The organism is Haloarcula sp. MBLA0163 (genome assembly GCF_055632435.1).
In genome coordinates this window covers 2,271,647-2,290,414 of record NZ_CM145745.1, presented here as the reverse complement: position 1 = coordinate 2,290,414, position 18,768 = coordinate 2,271,647, and the positions used below count along the sequence as shown (strand labels likewise).

25 protein-coding genes are annotated in these 18,768 nt (G+C 69.6%); 13 read left to right on the top strand and 12 right to left on the bottom strand.

Features of this window, described 5'->3' with window-relative positions:
• Nucleotides 1–110: 110 nt before the first annotated feature.
• A complete protein-coding gene (locus ACV7GQ_RS12210; protein ID WP_470310513.1) occupies nucleotides 111–662 on the bottom strand; it encodes a DUF7097 family protein in 552 nt (183 codons plus the stop codon).
• 87 nt (nucleotides 663–749) lie between these two features.
• Between ACV7GQ_RS12210 and ACV7GQ_RS12205 the strand changes: the two genes are divergently transcribed.
• Entirely contained in the window at nucleotides 750–1,097 is a 348-nt protein-coding gene (locus ACV7GQ_RS12205; RefSeq protein WP_470310512.1) for a DUF192 domain-containing protein, read from the top strand.
• A 160-nt stretch (nucleotides 1,098–1,257) separates the two neighbouring features.
• Entirely contained in the window at nucleotides 1,258–2,802 is a 1,545-nt protein-coding gene (locus ACV7GQ_RS12200; RefSeq protein WP_470310511.1) for a (R)-citramalate synthase, read from the top strand.
• A 49-nt stretch (nucleotides 2,803–2,851) separates the two neighbouring features.
• On the opposite strand, the gene ACV7GQ_RS12195 is transcribed toward ACV7GQ_RS12200, so the two are convergent.
• From ACV7GQ_RS12195 to ACV7GQ_RS12180, 4 genes are all read right to left on the bottom strand, one after another.
• Nucleotides 2,852–3,142: a HalOD1 output domain-containing protein gene (locus ACV7GQ_RS12195; protein ID WP_470310510.1), complete on the bottom strand. Its 291-nt coding sequence runs from the start codon at nucleotides 3,140–3,142 to the stop codon at nucleotides 2,852–2,854.
• A 103-nt stretch (nucleotides 3,143–3,245) separates the two neighbouring features.
• The gene (locus ACV7GQ_RS12190) at nucleotides 3,246–5,645 is read right to left on the bottom strand and encodes a bacterio-opsin activator domain-containing protein (protein ID WP_470310509.1); all 2,400 of its coding nucleotides are present in this window, start codon (nucleotides 5,643–5,645) and stop codon (nucleotides 3,246–3,248) included.
• Between the two features lie 108 nt (nucleotides 5,646–5,753).
• Entirely contained in the window at nucleotides 5,754–6,410 is a 657-nt protein-coding gene (locus tag ACV7GQ_RS12185; protein ID WP_470310508.1) for an HAD family hydrolase, read from the bottom strand.
• A gap of 39 nt (nucleotides 6,411–6,449) precedes the next feature.
• Complete coding sequence (locus tag ACV7GQ_RS12180; RefSeq protein ID WP_470310507.1) at nucleotides 6,450–6,899, bottom strand: bifunctional nuclease family protein; 450 nt, start codon at nucleotides 6,897–6,899, stop codon at nucleotides 6,450–6,452.
• A gap of 74 nt (nucleotides 6,900–6,973) precedes the next feature.
• Between ACV7GQ_RS12180 and ACV7GQ_RS12175 the strand changes: the two genes are divergently transcribed.
• From ACV7GQ_RS12175 to ACV7GQ_RS12165, 3 genes are all read left to right on the top strand, one after another.
• On the top strand, nucleotides 6,974–7,267 hold the full coding sequence (locus ACV7GQ_RS12175) for a DUF8081 domain-containing protein (RefSeq protein WP_470310506.1): 294 nt from the start codon (nucleotides 6,974–6,976) through the stop codon (nucleotides 7,265–7,267).
• Nucleotides 7,268–7,407: 140 nt separating this feature from the next.
• Entirely contained in the window at nucleotides 7,408–7,902 is a 495-nt protein-coding gene (locus tag ACV7GQ_RS12170; protein ID WP_470310505.1) for a hypothetical protein, read from the top strand.
• An 86-nt stretch (nucleotides 7,903–7,988) separates the two neighbouring features.
• On the top strand, nucleotides 7,989–8,267 hold the full coding sequence (locus tag ACV7GQ_RS12165) for a DUF8142 family protein (protein WP_470310504.1): 279 nt from the start codon (nucleotides 7,989–7,991) through the stop codon (nucleotides 8,265–8,267).
• A gap of 96 nt (nucleotides 8,268–8,363) precedes the next feature.
• On the opposite strand, the gene ACV7GQ_RS12160 is transcribed toward ACV7GQ_RS12165, so the two are convergent.
• The 4 genes from ACV7GQ_RS12160 to ACV7GQ_RS12145 form a co-directional block, all read right to left on the bottom strand.
• The gene (locus ACV7GQ_RS12160) at nucleotides 8,364–8,606 is read right to left on the bottom strand and encodes a DUF3194 domain-containing protein (RefSeq protein WP_470310503.1); all 243 of its coding nucleotides are present in this window, start codon (nucleotides 8,604–8,606) and stop codon (nucleotides 8,364–8,366) included.
• 4 nt (nucleotides 8,607–8,610) lie between these two features.
• A complete protein-coding gene (locus ACV7GQ_RS12155; RefSeq protein ID WP_470310502.1) occupies nucleotides 8,611–8,985 on the bottom strand; it encodes a prefoldin subunit beta in 375 nt (124 codons plus the stop codon).
• 153 nt (nucleotides 8,986–9,138) lie between these two features.
• A complete protein-coding gene (locus tag ACV7GQ_RS12150; protein ID WP_470310501.1) occupies nucleotides 9,139–9,654 on the bottom strand; it encodes a PIN domain-containing protein in 516 nt (171 codons plus the stop codon).
• Nucleotides 9,651–9,953, bottom strand: a complete 303-nt coding sequence (locus tag ACV7GQ_RS12145) for a UPF0175 family protein (protein WP_166968469.1) — start codon at nucleotides 9,951–9,953, stop codon at nucleotides 9,651–9,653. The genes ACV7GQ_RS12150 and ACV7GQ_RS12145 overlap by 4 nt, the downstream gene beginning before the upstream one ends.
• A gap of 75 nt (nucleotides 9,954–10,028) precedes the next feature.
• Between ACV7GQ_RS12145 and ACV7GQ_RS12140 the strand changes: the two genes are divergently transcribed.
• From ACV7GQ_RS12140 to ACV7GQ_RS12110, 7 genes are all read left to right on the top strand, one after another.
• Entirely contained in the window at nucleotides 10,029–10,421 is a 393-nt protein-coding gene (locus ACV7GQ_RS12140) for an SHOCT domain-containing protein (RefSeq protein ID WP_470310500.1), read from the top strand.
• 40 nt (nucleotides 10,422–10,461) lie between these two features.
• Nucleotides 10,462–11,301 (top strand): pantoate kinase, encoded by an 840-nt coding sequence (locus ACV7GQ_RS12135; protein ID WP_470310499.1) that lies wholly within the window; start codon nucleotides 10,462–10,464, stop codon nucleotides 11,299–11,301.
• A 48-nt stretch (nucleotides 11,302–11,349) separates the two neighbouring features.
• Nucleotides 11,350–12,093 carry a 4-phosphopantoate--beta-alanine ligase gene (locus ACV7GQ_RS12130; protein ID WP_470310498.1) on the top strand — a complete coding sequence of 248 codons (744 nt, stop codon included), beginning with the start codon at nucleotides 11,350–11,352 and terminating at the stop codon, nucleotides 12,091–12,093.
• Between the two features lie 47 nt (nucleotides 12,094–12,140).
• Nucleotides 12,141–12,929: a hypothetical protein gene (locus ACV7GQ_RS12125; protein ID WP_470310497.1), complete on the top strand. Its 789-nt coding sequence runs from the start codon at nucleotides 12,141–12,143 to the stop codon at nucleotides 12,927–12,929.
• Nucleotides 12,930–13,043: 114 nt separating this feature from the next.
• Nucleotides 13,044–13,970, top strand: coding sequence for a sulfide-dependent adenosine diphosphate thiazole synthase (locus tag ACV7GQ_RS12120; protein WP_470310496.1), 927 nt, complete (start codon nucleotides 13,044–13,046; stop codon nucleotides 13,968–13,970).
• Between the two features lie 107 nt (nucleotides 13,971–14,077).
• Nucleotides 14,078–14,599 (top strand): HTH domain-containing protein, encoded by a 522-nt coding sequence (locus tag ACV7GQ_RS12115; RefSeq protein WP_470310495.1) that lies wholly within the window; start codon nucleotides 14,078–14,080, stop codon nucleotides 14,597–14,599.
• Nucleotides 14,600–14,746: 147 nt separating this feature from the next.
• Nucleotides 14,747–15,511, top strand: a complete 765-nt coding sequence (locus ACV7GQ_RS12110; RefSeq protein WP_470310494.1) for a DUF7001 family protein — start codon at nucleotides 14,747–14,749, stop codon at nucleotides 15,509–15,511.
• Between the two features lie 16 nt (nucleotides 15,512–15,527).
• Here the strand turns inward: ACV7GQ_RS12110 and ACV7GQ_RS12105 are convergent, their stop codons facing one another.
• From ACV7GQ_RS12105 to dcd, 3 genes are all read right to left on the bottom strand, one after another.
• On the bottom strand, nucleotides 15,528–16,178 hold the full coding sequence (locus ACV7GQ_RS12105; RefSeq protein WP_470310493.1) for a class I SAM-dependent methyltransferase: 651 nt from the start codon (nucleotides 16,176–16,178) through the stop codon (nucleotides 15,528–15,530).
• Nucleotides 16,175–17,071 (bottom strand): thiamine-phosphate synthase family protein, encoded by an 897-nt coding sequence (locus ACV7GQ_RS12100; protein WP_470310492.1) that lies wholly within the window; start codon nucleotides 17,069–17,071, stop codon nucleotides 16,175–16,177. Before ACV7GQ_RS12100 ends, ACV7GQ_RS12105 begins: the two co-directional genes overlap by 4 nt.
• Nucleotides 17,072–17,196: 125 nt before the next feature.
• Complete coding sequence (gene dcd / locus ACV7GQ_RS12095; RefSeq protein WP_470310491.1) at nucleotides 17,197–17,784, bottom strand: dCTP deaminase; 588 nt, start codon at nucleotides 17,782–17,784, stop codon at nucleotides 17,197–17,199.
• A 209-nt stretch (nucleotides 17,785–17,993) separates the two neighbouring features.
• Between dcd and ACV7GQ_RS12090 the strand changes: the two genes are divergently transcribed.
• The gene (locus tag ACV7GQ_RS12090; RefSeq protein ID WP_470310490.1) at nucleotides 17,994–18,761 is read left to right on the top strand and encodes a BGTF surface domain-containing protein; all 768 of its coding nucleotides are present in this window, start codon (nucleotides 17,994–17,996) and stop codon (nucleotides 18,759–18,761) included.
• Nucleotides 18,762–18,768 lie beyond the last annotated feature (7 nt).

Here is an 18,768-nt window from a genome sequence, read left to right as displayed (position 1 = left end):
ACTGTCACGCCATCGGGGCGTATATATCTCCTGAAACGGGGCTCACAGCAGATGCCGGACACGGTCCCGCGACAGACGGCCGAGCGTTCGGTCGGCCGACGGCCCCGCCCTCACCCGTCGTCGTACCGCTCGGCCGCCGACTGGAACCCCATCTCGGACTGCTCTCTCGAGCGTCGGCCCTCCTTCTCCGCGATGGCCTCCGGGTCCGGGTTCACGTCGTCGTCGATGCGCGCCCACGACCCGTGGACCTTCGAGTGACACCAGCGGCAGAGGTACACCGTGATCTCGTGGGCGAGGTCCGCGTCGTCGTCCTGTGTCTCGTCGTACGAGAGGTGGTGCTCTTCGAGGAGCGGCCGCTCGTCGGAGTGGGCCATCCGGCGCTCCGCGAGGCCACACCGGCTGCACTCGCGGTCCCGGTTCCGACAGCGGAAGTGCGGGCAGTCGCGCCAGTCCCACTCGGCCCCCTCGGTGTCGCCGTCAGGCCCCACTGCCGCCGGACACCGGAACGCCTCGGCGCTCCGGGCGTCGGCGAAGTCCGGGTCGTGGTGGCCGTGCTCGCGCGCCCAGCGGCACTTCCCCTCGTCGGTGACGAAGTCACAGCGGTCGACGTGGTCGTAGGGGTCGTCGACGCCGACGCTGGTGCCGCCCGGTGCCTTCTCCATGCCCGCTGGTGGGGCCCGGAGGCACCTCAATCTGACTCCCCGCCGACCGACGGAACGCTTTTGGCCGGCGGCCGTCTCGGCCGGCGTATGCGTATCGTCCACGACCCGGACGGACACTCGCGGACACTGGCTCGCGAGGTCGACCGGGCGGAGTCCCTCCTCGAACAGGCCCGGGGGCTGATGTTCCGGCGGTCGATTCCCGACGACTACGCGCTCGTCTTCCCCTTCGACGGCGTGGGCACCCGCTCTATCCACATGCTGTTCGTCCCGTTCCCGCTGGACGTGCTGTGGCTGGCCGACGACGAGGTGCAGGCAGTCAAGACCGTCTCGCCGTGGTACGGCGTCGGGTGGGCCAGAGCCGACACCGTCCTCGAACTGCCCGCCGGGGCGGCCGACGGCGTCAGCGAGGGGGACACGGTCGTCGTCGAGGGGTGAGCGTCGACTGCCACACCCCGTCGCGCATCCGGCAGATTTTAAAGGATGAACGTGTGAGTAGCTATCACCATGTCGGAACACCCGACGGAGGATAGAGGAAGTCGCCGCGAGGCGGCTGGGTGTGAAATTCGCCCCCAAGAGTGACGGAAGTGAACGTTCTGTGAGTCAGCATACATTGTTCGGGGACCACCCAGCGACGCGTCCCCTCGACGAGGTCGGTGAGGTACAGTTTCTCGATACGACGCTTCGCGACGGCGAACAGGCCCCCGGTGTCTCGCTGACGCCGGACGACAAGGCCGACATCGCGCGCAAACTCGACGCCGCGCGTATCGACGTCATCGAGGCCGGGAGCGCCTGCACCGGGCCGGGCGAGCGCGAGACCATCTCGCGGGTCGCCGAACTGGACCTCGACGCGACGGTGACGAGTTTCTGTCGCGGCATCCGGAACGACATCGACCTCGCCCTGGAGTGTGGCGTCGACGGGGTCAACCTCGTCGTTCCGGCCAGCGACCGCCACATCGAGGACAAGGTCGGCACCTCGAAAGCCGACAACGTCGCGTCGACGGTCGACCTCGTCGAGTACGCCGCCGACCACGGCCTCTGGGTGGAGGTCATCGGCGAGGACGGCTCCCGCGCGGACCTCGACTACCTCGAGGAACTGCTCGGTGCGGCGCTCGACGCCGGCGCCGACCGCATCTGCTGGGCCGACACCGTCGGCCACGCGACGCCGGACCGCGCGCTCGAGTGCGTCTCGCGGCTCTCGGACCTGGGCCCGGTCAGCACGCACACCCACGACGACCTGGGGCTGGCCGTGACGAACGCGCTCGTGTCCATCGCCGCCGGCGCGGACCTCGTCCACGGCACCATCAACGGCATCGGGGAACGGGCCGGCAACGTCGCCCTCGAAGAGGTCGCCATCGCGCTGGACCACGGCTACGGCGTCGACACGATGGACCTGACGAAGGTGTACGACCTCGCCGACCTCATCGCCAACCGGACCGGCATCCCGCTGGCCCCGAACAAGGCCGTCGTCGGGCAGAACGCGTTCACCCACGAGTCGGGCATCCACACCGACGGGACGCTGAAAGACGACGCGATGTACGAGCCCTACCCGCCCGAGAAGGTGGGCCGCGAGCGCCGGCTGGCGCTGGGCAAACACGCCGGCCGCGCCGGCGTCCAGGCCGCCCTGGAGGAACACGACGTCGACGTCACCGACGACCAACTCTCCGATATCGTCGCTCGCGTCAAGGAGATCGGCGACCGGGGCAAGCGGGTCACCGACGCCGACCTGCTGACCATCGCCGACGAGGTGACGGGACAGGAGCAGGACCGCCGCGTCGAACTGCTGGGGCTGACCGCCGTCTCGGGGTCGGACACGCCGACGGCGAGCGTGCGGCTCTCCGTCGACGGCGAGGAACGCAAGGAGGCGGCCGTCGGGTCCGGGCCCGTCGACGCGGCGATGAACGCCGCCGAGGCGGCGCTGTCCCACACCGCCGACGCGACGCTCGAAGACTACCACGTCGACGCCATCACCGGCGGCACCGACGCGATGGTCACCGTCGAGATAGAGATGTCACGCGGCGACGACCACGTCGCCGTCTCCGCCAGCGACTCGGACATCACGCGGGCCTCCGTGCGCGCGATGGTCGACGCGATGGACCGGCTGGTGGCCGACGAGGACGAGACGCTGGTCGCCGACGACTGACCGGGCCGGCACGCGACGCAGTCGGTACAGAGAGGCGGGGACTGACGGGCTAGGCGGTTATCTCTGCTCGGTTCTGCTCGTCTCGGCGTTCGGTGACGACGACCTTCTGTCCGCGTTCGACTTCGACGCGGCAGCCGGACATCGAGAAAGAGAAGGTGGCGACGAGGCTCCCATCCGAGGAGTCGAACAGTTCGTCGAGCGCTTCGGGGTCGATACAGTCGTAGAGACACTCGTCTAACTCCATCGGGTCGATACCCTTCGCGTCGGCGATACCGAAGACGATTGTCTGACTCAGTGGTTCGGACGGCGAGGTAGTGTACACGTGTTGGGTTCCTGTCATCGGTTGCACTCCGCTATCGGTCAATCACCGTGTTGCAAAAAACGCATTCTGGCTATACAGAACGATACCGATTTCGAGTGACACTATGCAGATAGCGACCCGGTCAGCTGTCCTCTAACACCAGTTCGAGCAGCTTCCGTTCGCTGACACGTAGGTGGCGGTTCACCGTCGGCTGGGTGATGTCCAGCATCGACGCGACCTCCTCGCCGGTCGTCTCGCGGGGCCAGTCGAAGAAGCCGCTGAGGTAGGCCGTCCGCAACACCTCCAGCTGTCGGTCGGTGAGCCTCTCCTCGAGGACGGCCCGGACGCTGCCGTGGTTCGGCTGGCGCGTCGTCTTCTCCCGCCGGGCGTTCAACTGCACGCCGTCGTACCGGCTCTCCAGTTGCTCGACGAACGTCCGCACGTCCGCCCCGGCCGCGAGGTGGACGACGACGTCGACCCGGTCTGGACGCGCTTCGAGGTCGCCGAGCCGGGCCCCCTGGTCGGTGACCGCCCGAACGACCGTCTCGCCCTCGACCACCACCTCGTACAGGTCCTCGGAGACCGACGACACCGACCGTACCTGCCGTATCTCGGCTATCGTCTCCGCGACCGTCGCCGGCTCCCCGTCCGGGACCCGGACGAACAGCCTCGTGGCGTCGGCCTCGCCGGGGACCACGCCCTCGCAGGTGATTCGCTGGTCGAGACGCCGCGCCACCTGCGTGGTGAACGGTTTCGGCCCCGGAACCGAGAGGGCGAGTTCGACCACGCCGTCGCCCGGGCGGCGCTGTCGGGACTCTATCTCTCGCATCGCGTTCGCGATGCTCTCCCCGAGTTCGGCGAAGACGGACTCGAGCGTCTCGCCGAAGTGCTCCGTCCGGTCGGCGTAGACGGTCAGCACGCCGTAGAGGTAGTCGTCGTACGCCAGCGGGACGCTGATGGCCGAGCGGAAGTCGCGGGAGATGGCTTCGGTCCGCCAGTGGCCCCGTCGCAGGTCGTCGGTGATAGACGGGACGAGGGTCGTCGTCCCCGACTGCGCCGTCTGGACCGCGGGCGGCCCGTCGTCGCCGGCGGTCGACTGGCTGACTGCGTCGAGGTAGCTCGACGACCGACCGGCCCACGCCCGCGGGTCGACACCGTCCTCCGTCGACCGACCGAGCCAGACGAACGAGAACCACTTCGAGGCCGCGAGTTCGTCACAGACGGCCTGTTCGATGGCCTCGCAGGTGTCGGCCTCGACGAGGACGCGGTCGACCCGCCGGATGATGGCGTTGACCTGCTTCAACTGCCTGAGTTCCTCGTTCTGCTGGCGGCGCTCCTCCTCGCGCTCTCGCAGGGCCGTCTCGCGGTCGACGCGGGCGAGTGCGGCCTCGGCGCTGCTCGCGAGCAGGTCCACGAGTTCGCGCGTCCGTTCGTCGAGGCCGTCGCTGGGCGTCTGCGCGTAGAACACCCCGTGGTCGGTCAGCGAGCGGTAGATGGCCCCGGTCCCCAGCGTCGCCCCCTCGTCGTCGACGAAGACGTCCCAGACGAGGCCGCCGTCGGGGCCGACCGGGGAGAGGTCGCTCTCGTCGACGGCCGCGTCCGGGTCGACGGCGGTCGGTCGGAGGAGGTTCTCACACCGGTCGAACAGATAGACCGTCACGCCGGAGAGGTCCAGCACGTCCGCCGCCGTCTCCGCGATGACCGCCGCCACCTCGTCTTTCGTCTCGGCCCGGAGGAGTTGCCGCGTGGAGTCGTGGAGCGACGCGAGCATGCGGGCGAACTGCTGGCGGTCGGAGACGTCCCGGACGACGCCGACCTGCCGGTAGTGGTCATCTTCGAGGCTGTACGCCGAGAACCGCGTCTCGACGGGGACCGTCCCCGCGTCGGCCGTCTGGAGCTCCGTCGTCATGGTGGCGACGTCCAGCGCCCCGTCCCTGAGCTGTCTGCTCAGCTTCACTGCCCGGTCGATAGCCGACTCATTAGCGAGCAGCGACGCGTCGGCCCCGACCAGCGCCTCCCGGTCGTAGCCGGTGATCGACGCCATCGCGTCGTTGACCGTCCGGATGGTACCGGTGTCGTCGAGCGTGTACACGCCGTCCTCGATGGTCTCTACGATCCGTTCGTACGCTTCCAGGGTGCGCTCGCGCTCCTGTCGCTCGGTCACGTCGTGGCCGATACCGAGATACACCGTCTCGCCCTCGGACTCGTGGCGCTCGAACGCGAGGTCGACCCAGCGGTCCTCCTCGACGGTCTGGCAGCAGGTCGTGACGTACGCCCCCGTCTGGGCGCAGTTGGCTTCGATACGGCCGCGGGTCGCCACCGGGAACAGGTCGGGGAGCGACCGGCCGACGAGTGTCTCGGCCGGCTTCTCGACCAGCGAAGAGAGATGCTCGTTCGCGGCGAGGACTCGCAGCTCCGTGTCGACGACGACGGCCGGTTCGGGAAGTCGAGTGACGAGTGAATCGAGAAACGCGCGCGGTGTCTGTGACGTCTCGGCTGTGGTGGTCCGCTCACCCGAGGAGTCACTGACCGACTTTTTCATGCACGCCCGTCCGTGCCTGTCGGTGGAAAGTGTGATTTCGACCTCGACGTCAGCTACACCTCGATGGTCCTCAGGTAGTTACCACCCCGTCGGCTACCGGCCCGGAACTCACTCCGCGATGCGTACGACGTCCGCCAGCCCCCACACCTCGTAGTCGGGGGTCACCGAGAGGTCGGCGTCGACGCGGTGCGGGCGGCGGATGAACGCCGAGTCGATACCCGCGGCGTGGGCGGCCCGCACGTCGGACTCGTTGTCGCCGACGAACAGGGCGTCCGAGACGCCGAGGTCGGCGAGCGCCCGTTCGACGTAGTACGGGCGCGGCTTCTTGCGTTCGAGGCTCTGAACCGTCGGCTCGCGCGCGTGGACCGTCTCGAAGTGCGGGGCGAGTCCGAAGTGGTCGAAGGCGAACTCCACCGTCGCCCGCTGGTTCGAGGAGACGACGCCCAGCGGCGAGTCGAAGCGCTCGAGCGCGTCGACGTCGTCGTACGGGCGCTTCTCGCCGGCGGTCATCTCGGCGCGCTGTACCTCGGAGATGGCGCCGTCCCGCGCCGCCCAGAACTCCTCGGGGTCGATGTCGTACTCGTCGCAGACCCCCTCCAGTCTGTCCACCGTCACGCCGATGCTCATCGCCTCGACGTGGTCCGGGTGCGGGTCGGTGACCCCGACGCGCGCGAACGCCTCGCGCGTACCGTCGAGATGGGCGCCCCTGCTCGTCAGCGTCAACAGGACGCCGTCGTTGTCGAAGATGACTGCCTCGTAGCCCATACCGATTCCGTCGGTCCCTGCGGTCGAGAACCTTTCCACTCAGAGGCCGAGTTCGTCCCCGGTGTCGAACTCCTCGGGCGAGCGACCGGCGGCGTCGACCACCTCCTCGGAGACGACCAGCGGACAGTCCACGCGCAGCGCGATGGCGATGCCGTCGGAGGGGCGCGCGTCGAACACCATCTCCTTGCGGCGGTCGTCGAGGTACTGCTCGGTGTCGATCTTCGCGTAGAAGGTGCCGTCGGTCAGGTCGTCGATGCGGACACGGTCGATGGCGCTGCCGAACTCCGCGACCATCTCGACCAGCAGGTCGTGTGTGAGCGGCCGCTCGAACGGTTCGCCGTCGATGGCCAGTTGCATCGACTGGGCCTGGTCGGAACTGACGAAGATCGGGACGATCTCGCCGCGGGCCCGGAGCAACACGACCGGCGTTCCCGCTCCCTCTTCGCTCACGCCGACGCCGACTCCTTCGACCGTGGCCTCGTGTTCCATGTCGTACAATTCGGTCGGCGGGTATGAAAAGCTAGCCCGCGGCCGTTTTACAGGTCCCGTCCCTACCGGCGTCCGTGGCCGAGGACGCATACCGAGTGGTCGTGAAGCCCTCCGCGCGTCGGGTGAGCGCTCGCGCCGGTCGCTGGGTCAACCGCGAGGGACCGGTTCGCACCTTCGACTCGAAGGCGCTGGCCCGCGAGTGGGCGCGGGCCTGTCGCGGGGCGACGGCCGCCGTCTGGCTGCAAGACGCCCCGCCGTGGGCCGACGACGACGACGACGCCGACGGGTACCTCGTCGGTCGGACCCGAACCGTCGCGCGCGCCGACGCCCCGGGCCGCCAGTACACGCTTCCGGAGACAGACGAGTGACTCACCCGGAAAATCCCGTTTAATCCGGATTAAAACGGCGCTCTGAACGGTTAAAACGGCCTAAATCGAGTTTATCCGGCTTTTGTGCTTGTCCCCTTGAAGTGGTGTCGGCCTACAGAGTCGGGTGGAGTCAACACACGATGAAGCTCACTAAGATCGCCGGCGCGCTGCTGGCCGTCCTCGTCATCACGGGGTCGGCGGCGGCGCTGCCCGCGGCGGCAGGCGCACAGGCTTCGGACAACGCGGACGGCGCACAGGCCGACGAGTACGCCAACGAGACAGCGGCCGACGCCGAAGATAACGCCGCCGACAGCGAGGAGATGGCGGCGACGAACCAGACGAACGAGTCGGACGCGGCGGCGAACGCGAGTGATGAGCGTCGGGGCCCGTCCGCTGCCGTCGGCCCCGACGGCGAACGCGGCCCGCCCGCGGACCTGCCCGAGCAGGTGCCGGACTTCGTCAGCGAGATCCACTCGCTGGTCCAGCAGCACATGGCCGGTGACCTCGAGGGCGACCTCGGCGACCAGATCAGCGACGTCACCCCCGACGACGCCGACGACAGTGATGCCGAGAACGAAGAAGAGACCGAGGATAGCGACGAGTCCGACGACGAGATGACCGACAGCGAACAGTAACCCGCCTGCTTCTTCGCCCGTTCCCCCACCTGACGCACGTAGCGACCAAGCGCGGTACTTTTGCTCCTCGGACACCCACCTTCGGTATGGACGACTCCGTCCACGCCGACGAGGCCGAACGGACCACCGAGGACCTGCTATCGGCCGATGAGACGGACGACGCCGGAGAAACGACAGGCGTCGACCGCTGGCAGGCCACGAAGTACATCGCCCCGTTCGTGGCCATCGGGCTGTTCGACCTGGTGCTGTTGCTCGGCTGGGGTCTGGACCCGCTGTGGGGGTTCATGATTCTCCCACCGATTCTGTTCGTCAGCGTCCTCGGTTGGATCGCGTTCCGGACCGGGTTCGCGAGCGACCGGACTTGACGCCCGGTGCCCGCGTCGGCCTCGCCGTCGCGTCGTCGCCACTGACGGAGTGTTCGTCGCCCCACACCGAAGCGGTGTGGGCGAACCGCGTGCGGTTCAGTTCTCGTCGTCGAACAGGTCGTCGACGGCCGAGCGAGCGGCCAGCGCGGCGTCGTCGGCCACCCGCTTCTCGTCGACGCGGCTCTCCGGGGCGTTGACGTAGACGTCCACTTCGAGGACGCCGTCTTCGAAGCTGACGGTCACGTCCACGTCGTCGACGTCGCCCGCGTCGAACCGCGAGAAAACGACGTTCTCGGCCGCGTCAGCGGCCACCTCGACCACTTCGTCGTCCGTCGGCATCGCCTTACGCGCCAGCGCCGGGGCCGCCGGCCGGACCGCCGCCGAGCATCTGCTGGAGCTCGCTCTGGAGTTCCTCGAACTGCTCCTGGACGCGCTCTTCCTGCTTCTCGAGGGTCTCGACGCGGACCTCGAGGCTGGAGACCTTCTCTTCGAGGTCGTCCTGGGCCTCGTCGAAGTCCGTCTTCACGAGGAGTTCACCGACCTCGCGGTACATCGTCGTGTCCTCGTCGACATCCTCGAGCTCGTCCAGCGCGGTGCGGGACTCCTGGAGGTTCGTCTCGGCCTGCTGTTTCTGTGCGGCGACCTGCTGTGCGGTCTCCTGCAGATCCTGCAGTTCCTCGAGCTTCTCCTGTGCTTCAGGCGGAAGATTACCCTGCATACTCCGAGGGTCGGGACCCGGAGTGTTAAACCCACGCTTTCGTAGCTATCGGTGCACCCACGTCGACGCCCGACGGCGTCGGGGTGGACGTTTCCGGCGCGTTTCCGGTGGTTCGGGCATCGCCAGTCGTCGGCGAGGGCGCATCCGGCCCCGTTACTCCGCGATCTCGCCGACCGCGCGTTCCCGCAGCTCGCCGGTGAGGTGCATCCCGTGCTGGTCGATGCGACGGACGATACGTTTGGCCTGTCGCGAACTGAGGTACTTGTCCTCGATGGCCGCGCGGACGACGACGCCGAAACTGCTGGTCACCTCGGCGCCGAGTCCCTGCGCGGTTCGGCGGACGGTGCGGTCCTCCGAGACGACGGCGACGGCCGAGCGGTCGGACTGGTCGCGGTGCGCGAGGACGCCGGCGAGGACGGTGGCGGCGGCACCGATGTCCTTCTCGCCGAGGACGGTGCGGGCGCGCCCTATCTGGTCCTCGTCGACGGCTGTCTCCACGTCCCCGCCCGCCAGGAACTCCGAGAGGTTGGTCGCGGTCGGTTCGACCGGCACCGCCTCGATGACCGGCTCGGGGATGACCACGTCGCCGTCGAACGACTCCAGCAGCGAGAGCTCACCCACCTGGCCGAGACTGTACAGCGCGGTGGGCCCGACGTAGATGCGGGTCATAGCTCCGCGGCGGTGTCGGCGTCGAGTTCGAGGTCCGACAGCTGCAGTTGCGTGGTCAGGTTGCGCTCGCGGGCCACGTCGAGCCACTCGGCGATGGAGAGGTCCGCTATCTGGGCGGCCTCCGCCGCGGAGATGTCGCCCGACTGGTACTGCTCGACGGCGACGCGGATGCGCAGCGTCTCCAGGCCCTCGCGGAGCGCCTTCCGGATGGTGGTCGAACGGTCCTCGGAGAGCAGTTCCGCCACGTCGTCGAGTTCGGCCTTCTCCTCGCTCGGGAGCCGCGCGCTGATGGTTGGCATTGGGTATACGTTTGAATACTACGCAAACATAAGCGTACCGTCGGACATATGTCGGCGCGGGCACAGGACCCGCGCATGGACGGTCGTCAGGACAGCGGTGGTGACACGGACTCGCCACTTGAGTCTATCGCCGTCGGTGCCGCACTGCTGGTCGGGTTCGGGCTCGCCGCCGGCCTGCTCGCGATGGGCGTGCCGTGGTGGTGGCTGGCGTTCCCGATGCTGGGCGGGCTGGTGCCGCTGGCGGTGGGGCTGGCGCGGTGGTACGAGCGCGGGGCCGGGCGGTCCGCCGACGCGGCACCGGACCCCCAGCAGGACGCGCTGGACGAGCTACGGAGCCGCTACGCCCGGGGGGAACTGACCGAGGCGGAGTTCGAGCGGCGGGTCGAGCGCCTGCTGGAGACGGAGACGGTCGCCGACGCCCGCGAGGCGGTCGACCGCGGGGCCGACCCGGAGTCGGCCACGGAGTGAGACTGCCAACCGTTAAACCGGACCACGCCGGAGGGCATCCATGAGCGAGCAGGCACGAGCGTTCGTCCCGGGCCACGTGACCGGCTTCTTCACGGTCGACCGGGCGGACGACCCGACGAAGACGGGGTCCCGGGGTGGTGGACTGGCGCTGTCGGACGGCGTCTCGGTGACGGTGGAACCGGCCGCCGAGACGACGGTGGAACTCGACGGCGAGCGCGTCGAGATGGCCGCCGTCGAGCGAGTGTTGGCGGCGCTCCGCGTCTCGGCGCGCGTCACCGCCGAGACGCCGCTACCGCTCGGTGCGGGGTTCGGCGTCTCCGGCGCGACGGCGCTGGGGACGGCGCTCGCGGCCAACGCGGCGTTCGAGCGCGCCCTCTCGTACAACGAGCTCGTCACGATAGCCCACGGCGCGGAGGTACAGGCCGGCACCGGACTGGGTGACGTGGTCGGGCAGGCCCGCGGCGGGGTGCCGCTTCGACTCGAACCCGGCGCGCCACGGCACAACTACGTCGACGCGATTCCCGCCCGCGCCCGCGTCGAGTACCACACGCTCGGGGAGCTGTCGACCGCCGACGTGGTGGGCGGGGAGACAGAGACGTTGACACGGGCCGGCGAGCGGGCGCTCTCGATGGTCGTCGAGGACCCGACGCTCGACACGTTCGCCCGCGCGTCGCGGCAGTTCTCCCGGGAGGCCGACTTGCTGACCGAGGACGTCGGGCGCGTGATCCGGGACGTGACCGAGGCGGGCGGCGACGCCGCGATGGCGATGCTCGGCGAGACGGTGTTCTCGTTCGGCACGGGGCTGACCGACGCGGGCTACGACGCCAGCGCCTGTGAGGTGTACCCGCCGGGTGCCACCGTGGAGAGCGGACCGCCGTAGCGGCCCGCGACCGACGACTTTTCGACGGTCGCCCGTCGAACGGACTGTATGAGCGACGAGGTCGAGGTCCCCGAGAGCCACCCGCGCTACGAGTCGCTGCTGACGCGTCACCGCATCGAGGACGGCGTCGACCGCGGCATCACGTCGAGACAGGGCCTCATCGCGCAGGGTCGCGGTGAGGCCTACGACTACCTGCTGGGCGAACGGACCATCGAGAGCGCCGACCGGGCCGAACGGGCGGCGGCCGCCCACATCCTGCAGGCGGACCACGCCGTCGTCTCGGTCAACGGGAACGCCGCCGCGCTCGTCCCCGGCGAACTCGTCGAACTGGCCGAGGCCACCGGGGCCGACCTCGAGGTGAACCTGTTCAACCGCACCGAAGAACGGATTCGAGCCATCGCCGAGTACCTCCGCGACCACGGCGCCCAGGAGGTGTTGGGACTCGAGGCCGACGGGCGCATCCCGGGTCTCGACCACGAACGGGCGAAGGTGGACGCCGACGGCATCGGCGACGCCGACGTGGTGCTGGTCCCACTGGAGGACGGCGACCGGGCCGAGGCGCTGGGCGAGATGGGGAAGACGGAACTCGTCGTCGACCTCAACCCGCTCAGCCGGTCGGCACAGGTCGCGACGGTCCCGATAATCGACAACATCGTCCGGGCCATCCCGAACGTGACCGCCCACGCCCGCGAACTGGCCGACGACCCCGAGGCACAGCGGGCGGCTATCGAGGCGTTCGACGCCGACGAGGCGCTCGAGGCCGCCGAGCGCGCGATTCGCGACGGGACGTAGCGGGACGGCGCGGGGTTCTTGCCGTCACGGCCCGTGTCTCCACGTAGATGCCTGTCTATCCTTCGGTCCGCGACCACGGCGTCTCGCTGTGCGAGCGGGCCGGTTACGACGTGACCGTACGCGAGGGGCTCGGCGGGCCGCCGGCGCTCGCCGAACCGGGCGAGTCGGCGGTCGGCCTCGTCGACGCGGGGGAGCCGCGCCCGGTCGCCATCGAACCGCTCACCGAGGCCGACGTCGGCCCGTCGGGACTGGTCCCGCGCTTCGCCGACGCGCTCCGGGAGGACCGGGACTGTCTGTTCGTGGTCCCCTCGACCGAGGCGACGGGGACGACGCTCACGCAGGTCGTCGCGACGGTGCTGGGCGACCCCGCCTGCGTGGCTGTCGACGAACCCGACGGCAGACACTTCTACAAGGGGCCCGACCGCGTCCCGCTCTCGGACGGGAGCTACGCCTGCGCCCGCGCACCGGCCTCGGACCTCCAGTGGCGCGAGGTTCGGGTCGACGAGGGGCGGCCCCGGCTGGAGCTGAGCGTCGGCACCGAGGTCGTCGCCGTCTTCGAGCACGTCGACGCGCTGGGTGACGCGGGGCGACACGCCTTCCAGTACGCGTACCGTCGGGCCGACGACGGCCAATTCGAGGTGACCGCGGGGGGCGATGTCGTCGAGCGGTTCCCCGGGCCCACGGCGATGCGTCGCGGCGGTTACGCCCCCGTGCCGATGCCCATCGTGCCAGAACACCTGTTCCCCGCCGACGCCGACCGGTCGCGCTGGGCCGTCTGCCAGCCCGACGGTGGACGGGACGTGCTCACGGCCGCCGGCCTGCACGCCTGGGCCTGACAGCGGGCCCGAGCGGCGCGGCGGTACTGCGCTCTCGCTTCTGCCTGCCTCCCGAGCGACGGCACCGGCGACACCACAACACCTATTTACCACAGCAAGATATCACTAGGTGGTATGAGCGATTTCGACCAGTTCAGCGACGTCGGCGAGGCGGAAGTCACACGCGCGATCGGACAGGAGTGGACCGAGGAGTTCATGGACTTCTCGGACTCGGACGTCATCATCGTCGGCGGCGGTCCCTCGGGGCTGATGGCCGCGAAGGAACTCTCCGAGCGGGGCGTCCAGACGATGGTCGTCGAGAAGAACAACTACCTGGGCGGGGGGTTCTGGCTCGGCGGGTTCCTGATGAACAAGGTCACGGTGCGTGACCCGGCCCAGCAGGTCCTCGACGAGCTGGCGGTCGACTACAAGCAGTCCAAAGACAGCGAGGGCCTGTACGTCGCCAACGGGCCGGAAGCCTGTTCCGGCCTCATCAAGGCGGCCTGCGACGCCGGCGCGAAGATGCAGAACATGACCGAGTTCACGGACATCGTCATCCGTCAGGACCACCGCGTCGGCGGCATCGTGATGAACTGGACGCCGGTCCACGCCCTGCCCCGGGAGATAACCTGCGTCGACCCCATCGCCGTCGAGGCGGACCTCGTCATCGACGCGACGGGGCACGACGCGATGGCGGTGAAGAAGCTCGACGAGCGTGGCGTCCTCGACGCCCCCGGCATCGAGGAGGGCGACACCGGGATGGACCAGACCAGCGACGACACCTACGGCGCCCCCGGCCACGACTCGCCCGGCCACGACTCGATGTGGGTCGGCGAGAGCGAGGACGCCGTCGTCGAGCACACGGGCCTGGCCCACGACGGCCTCGTCGTCACCGGCATGGCCACCGCGACGACCTACGGCCTCCCGCGCATGGGCCCGACGTTCGGCGCCATGCTCGTCTCCGGCAAGCGCGCCGCACAGGTCGCCCTCGACGAACTCGAGGTCGACGCCGACCCCGTCGACCTGACCAGCCGCGACGCCGCGGCGACCGCCGACGACTGACGAACGGTCACCGATTCTCGAACCTTATTCGTGTACTTACAGTAATATGTGTCTAGTGCCAACGATTATGTAGGAAATTCTCCAATCTTGGCAGTGATTGACAAACAATGTCCGACGGATTGCAACATCTGAACGGAACGGCGCCTGACAGCGGTTCGACGAACGGGCTCACGGTCGACCTCTGGACGCGACGGCCGGTGTGTGGGCCGCGGACGACGGTCATCGACCGACTGAGCAGCCTCCGGACCGCGGGGACGCTGAGCGACTTCACGGTCACGACGTGGCCCGACGAGATAGTGGTCTCCGACCGGAACCAGCACAGCGAGTTGCTGGCGACCATCGAGACGTTCGAGGCGTGGGCCGACGAGAACGGCGTGAGCGTCCGCCCGCCGTTCGAGACGCGGACGGCGTCGCTACTGGTCGGCGAGAGCAAGGAGGTGCTGACGACGCCGATGATGCTCGCCAGCCTCACCGACGGCGACGACGTCCTCGGGGTCTACCCCTGTACCGACGGCGACCGCACGTGGACGATTCCCGAGTTCCTCGACGTCCTCGAAGCCGACGAGCCGCCGCTCGGCGGTGCCGGCGAGGGAGCGGCGCTGCCGCTGACCGGGCTGGGGACTCCCTGAACGGGCGACGAACGCTCGCACGACCGCCGTCGTCGACTCGACACCACGGCCGGCCCCACGTCGAGACCGACCCGTGTCCCGTCGACACTGCTGTCCTGTTTCTCCGCCGTTCACAACCTGTATTAATGCGCGGTACCACTGACAGATATGGTCGAACAGGTCACGCTCTACCGCGCGCCGACTGCGGCGGTCGACGCCGACGTCATCGCGGAGTGGCTCGGCGCCCGCGTCGACGCCGAGGTAGACGTCCGCGAGCGGTTCCTCTCGCTGTACGCCGACGACGACCTGCCCGAGGCGATGGCCTCGGTGCGCGTGCTGGACCCCTACGAGCGCGAGACGGGCAACACGATGCTCGGTATCGTCCGCTACGAGGAGCGCGCCATCGAGAGCCCCGAGCGGGCCGGCGGCGTCATCTACGACGGCCTCGAACTCCAGCGGCTGTTCCACCGCCGCCTTCCCGAGACCGAACGGTCCCTCGCCCACCTCCACGTCGTCCTGCTGGACCGGGTCGTCGGGACGTGGGGCGACCACGACGGCCGCTGGCACAAGCGGGTGAACGTTCTCGGCCACCCGGCGGTCGTCTCGGTGCCGGGGCTGTACGAGGCCCCCGCGAAACCCGAACAGTACTACGAGGAACAGCAGAAGCACGCGCTGCTCACGGGCGATTCGCCGCCCCGCGAGGTGCTGGAGAGCGAGGTCGAGGGCGACTTCCTGGTCGAGGACGACCCCCGGACGACCGAGGCGCTGAAGGGGTACGTCCTGCAGGCGTACCACTACCTCGAGACGGGCGAGGCGTTCTGTGACGACGAGCGGTGCCGACTGCACAACCCACACAGACACCCCGGCGTCGTCGCGGCCCAGTTGCGCGCGCCGCCGTTCTGTCCGCGCCACGCCGAGCGCTACCGGCGCTGAGCGGTCGCGCCCGCCCTCACTCGACGCGTCCGGAGACCAACCCGAGGTACCCGCCGGCGAACGTCTCGTAGCGCCGGTCGACGGTGCGTTCGGCCAGCCGGTCCCGGGCCGTCGCGACCCGCCGCTCGAAGGCGTCGGCGTGTGACTGCCGCGAGAGCCGCGTCCCGGGCGCCGAGAGACGGACGAACCCCTCGAAGGCGACGTTCAGCGGCGCCGCGAGCGGACTGTCGCTCCGCTGGAAGTTCAGCAGCGCGACCCGGTCGCCGGGGGCGACGCAGTCACACCACGCGTCGACGGCCGCGGCGGGGTCCGCGAAGACGCCGGCGACGAACGTCGCCAGCACCGCGTCGGCGCCGTCGACGGGCGGGCGCGCGGCGTCGCCGAGCAGATAGTGGACGCCGTCGCCGGTCCGGTCCTCGTGGGCGCGTGCCTGCGCGAGCATCTCGCGGGTCAGGTCGACGCCGACGACCCGGCCCGTCGACCCCACGCGACGGCGGAGGACCGGCACGTTCGCTCCGGTGCCACAGCCCATCTCGACGACGGTGTCGCCCGCCGACAGGTCGAGCGCGTCGGCGGCGCGGGCCCGCCACGACCGGAGGACCGGGAGGTCGGCGACGCTGTCGTAGAGGGCGGCCCAGCGCGCGTAGACGTTCGGCGATTCGGTCACAACAGGTCTCTGGCCCACTCGGCGACGGTCACGGCGTCGTCGCCGAGCAGGTAGACGACCGGTTCGACGCCCATCCCGCCGGTCTGGTAGATGACGTCGGCGTCGGGGTCGTCGGCCAGCGCCGCCTCGATGGCCGGTTCGAGGGCCGCCTCGGCGTCGAACTCGACGGCGGTGTAGCCGGCGTCTTCGAGCGCCGCGACGACGGACTCGTCGTACCGGACGTTCAGCGCCGCGCGGGCGTCGCTCCCGGCGGCCCGCGCCGCCAGCAACACCGTGGCGACGTGCTCGCTCACCCCGTACTCCGGTTCGGCGGGGATGGTCGCCCGCCCCTTCACGTCCAGAATCCGGCCGGGGACGGCGGCCACGTCCTCGATGCTGTCCCCGTCGGGGAGCGCCTGCACGAGGTTCGACCCGACGGCGGGGATGAGCGTCGCGAACCCGCTGGTGTTCTCCAGCACCCGCAGGCCCTGCCGCACCGTCGACAGGGTCCGCTCTGCGGCCCGCAGCTTCGAGTCCGGGTCGTGGACGCTGAACTCGCCGCCGTACTCAGCGAGTTCCGGCACCGCCTCCTCGTGGAGGGACGCGAGCAGGCCGCCCTGCTCGAGTTCGCGGACGAACACCTCGGCCTCGACGAGCGTCTGCACGGGGCTCACGTCGCCGTCGGCCAGCCCCTCGGCCAGTCGCTCGACGAGTTCGTTCAGTCCGCGGTGGTCGAGCAGCGCCTCGTTGCGCTCGACGTCGCCGTGGACGTACTTCGAGACGGCGCTCTGGCTGATGCCCAACAGGTCCGCCACCTCGGACTGGGTGAGGCCCCGCTCCCGGAGGGCCTCGGCCAGCATCGACCGGAACGTCGGGAGAAACTCGTCGACGACGATTTCCTCGACGAAGCGCATCCTACCGGGCGCCTCCGAACTCCACGTCGTTTCTCGCCGACAGGCGAGGGACACGAGCGCCGCTCATTGGTCGCCCTCGAACTCCACGTCGTTTCTCGCCGACGGGCGAGGGACACGGGCGTCGCTCATTGGTCGCCTCCGAACTCCCTATCGCCCTGTATCTTGCTCGCCTGCGGCCCCCGCTGGCCCTGATACTTCGAGCCGCGCTCGGACCCGTAGGGCCGCTCCGCGGGCGTCTTGAGCTCTGTGAAGGTGAGCTGCGAGATCCGCATGCCCGGGGTGAGCGCGACCGGGGCGGTGCCGAGATTGGAGAGCTCGAGTGTGATCTGGCCCTCGTAGCCGGGGTCACACAGACCGGCGGTGGCGTGGACAACGATGGCGAGGCGGCCCAGCGAGGACCGCCCCTCGACGTGGGCGATGAGGTCGTCGGGAATCTCGACGCGCTCGTGGGTCGTGCCGAGCACGAAGTCGCCGGGGTGGAGGATGTACTCGCCGTCCTCGTCTATCGTCGTCTCCTCGACGTAGTCGGCCACCTCGTCCTCTGAGTTGGGGTGGATACAGGGGATGTTGGCGTGCTGGAACTCCAGGAACTCGTGGCCGAGCCGGAGGTCGACGCTCGCCGGCTGGATCTGGATGTCGGGGTCGTCGAGCGGCTCGATCACGAGGTCGCCCTCGCGGAGGCGACGCTCGATGTCGGCGTCGGAGAGTATCATTACCCGACGTAGCGGGGCGGGATACCTAAAGCGTCCCGTCTCGGCCCCGACGAGCCCCCCGGGTACCGTTCAACGCTCGTTTTTAGCATCCGTCGGGGGTTTTTCACGGGGTGGTGTATGGTCGAGTGGATGCGCGCTACTTGCCCTCCACCCATCCGGAACGGACCGCACAGCCCCTTCGACCGCCCGACGCCACGGGAGGTGTCGCCGTGAGCACCCGTCGAACCGCCGTTGTCAGCGTGGTCGCCGTCGGCGCGGTCCTCCTCGCCGGCGGCCTGTTCGCCCTGCCGGCCCTCTCCGGCCAGACGGGCGGCCCCGCCGAGGCACCGACGACGGACTCGCCGGGCCCGAGCGAGGTGAACGGCACCGTCGTCTACCCGGCCAACGACTCGCTCGTCCTCGAAACCGGGGCGAACGAGACGGTCGAGGGTGCGACCGACCTCGACGCCGGCGCGACCCTGACCCTCAGGATCAGGAGCGAGAGCGCCGAGAACCCGTTCCTCTACCAGCAGAACGCCACCGTCGGTGCGAACGGGAGCTTCAGCGTGCCGGTCGACCTCTCGTACGTCGGCGAGAACGCGACGGCGACCGTCAGCGTCCGTCACGACGGTGCGGAACTGACCAACCGGACGGCGCGGGTCCGCCACGTCCCCGGTGCGTCCGACGGTGAGGCCGCCGACGCATCGACTGCGGGGACGCAGTTCGACTACGACGGCGACACCCTGACCGTCCGGAACGCCGCCGACCAGTCGATCCGCGGGACGACCGACCTCGACCCCGGCACGAACGTCACGATCCGCGCACGCAGTTCCGGGTCGAGCACGCCGTTCCTCCGCCAACGAGTGGCGACGGTCGCCGACGACGGGTCGTTCGCCGTGACGATGGACTTCGACTCCCTCCCGGACGGCACCGAGTTCGTGGTGCGTGTCGTCCACGACGACGAGACGCTCGCCGAGGCCGACGCACGGGTCGAGTGACGGGCGC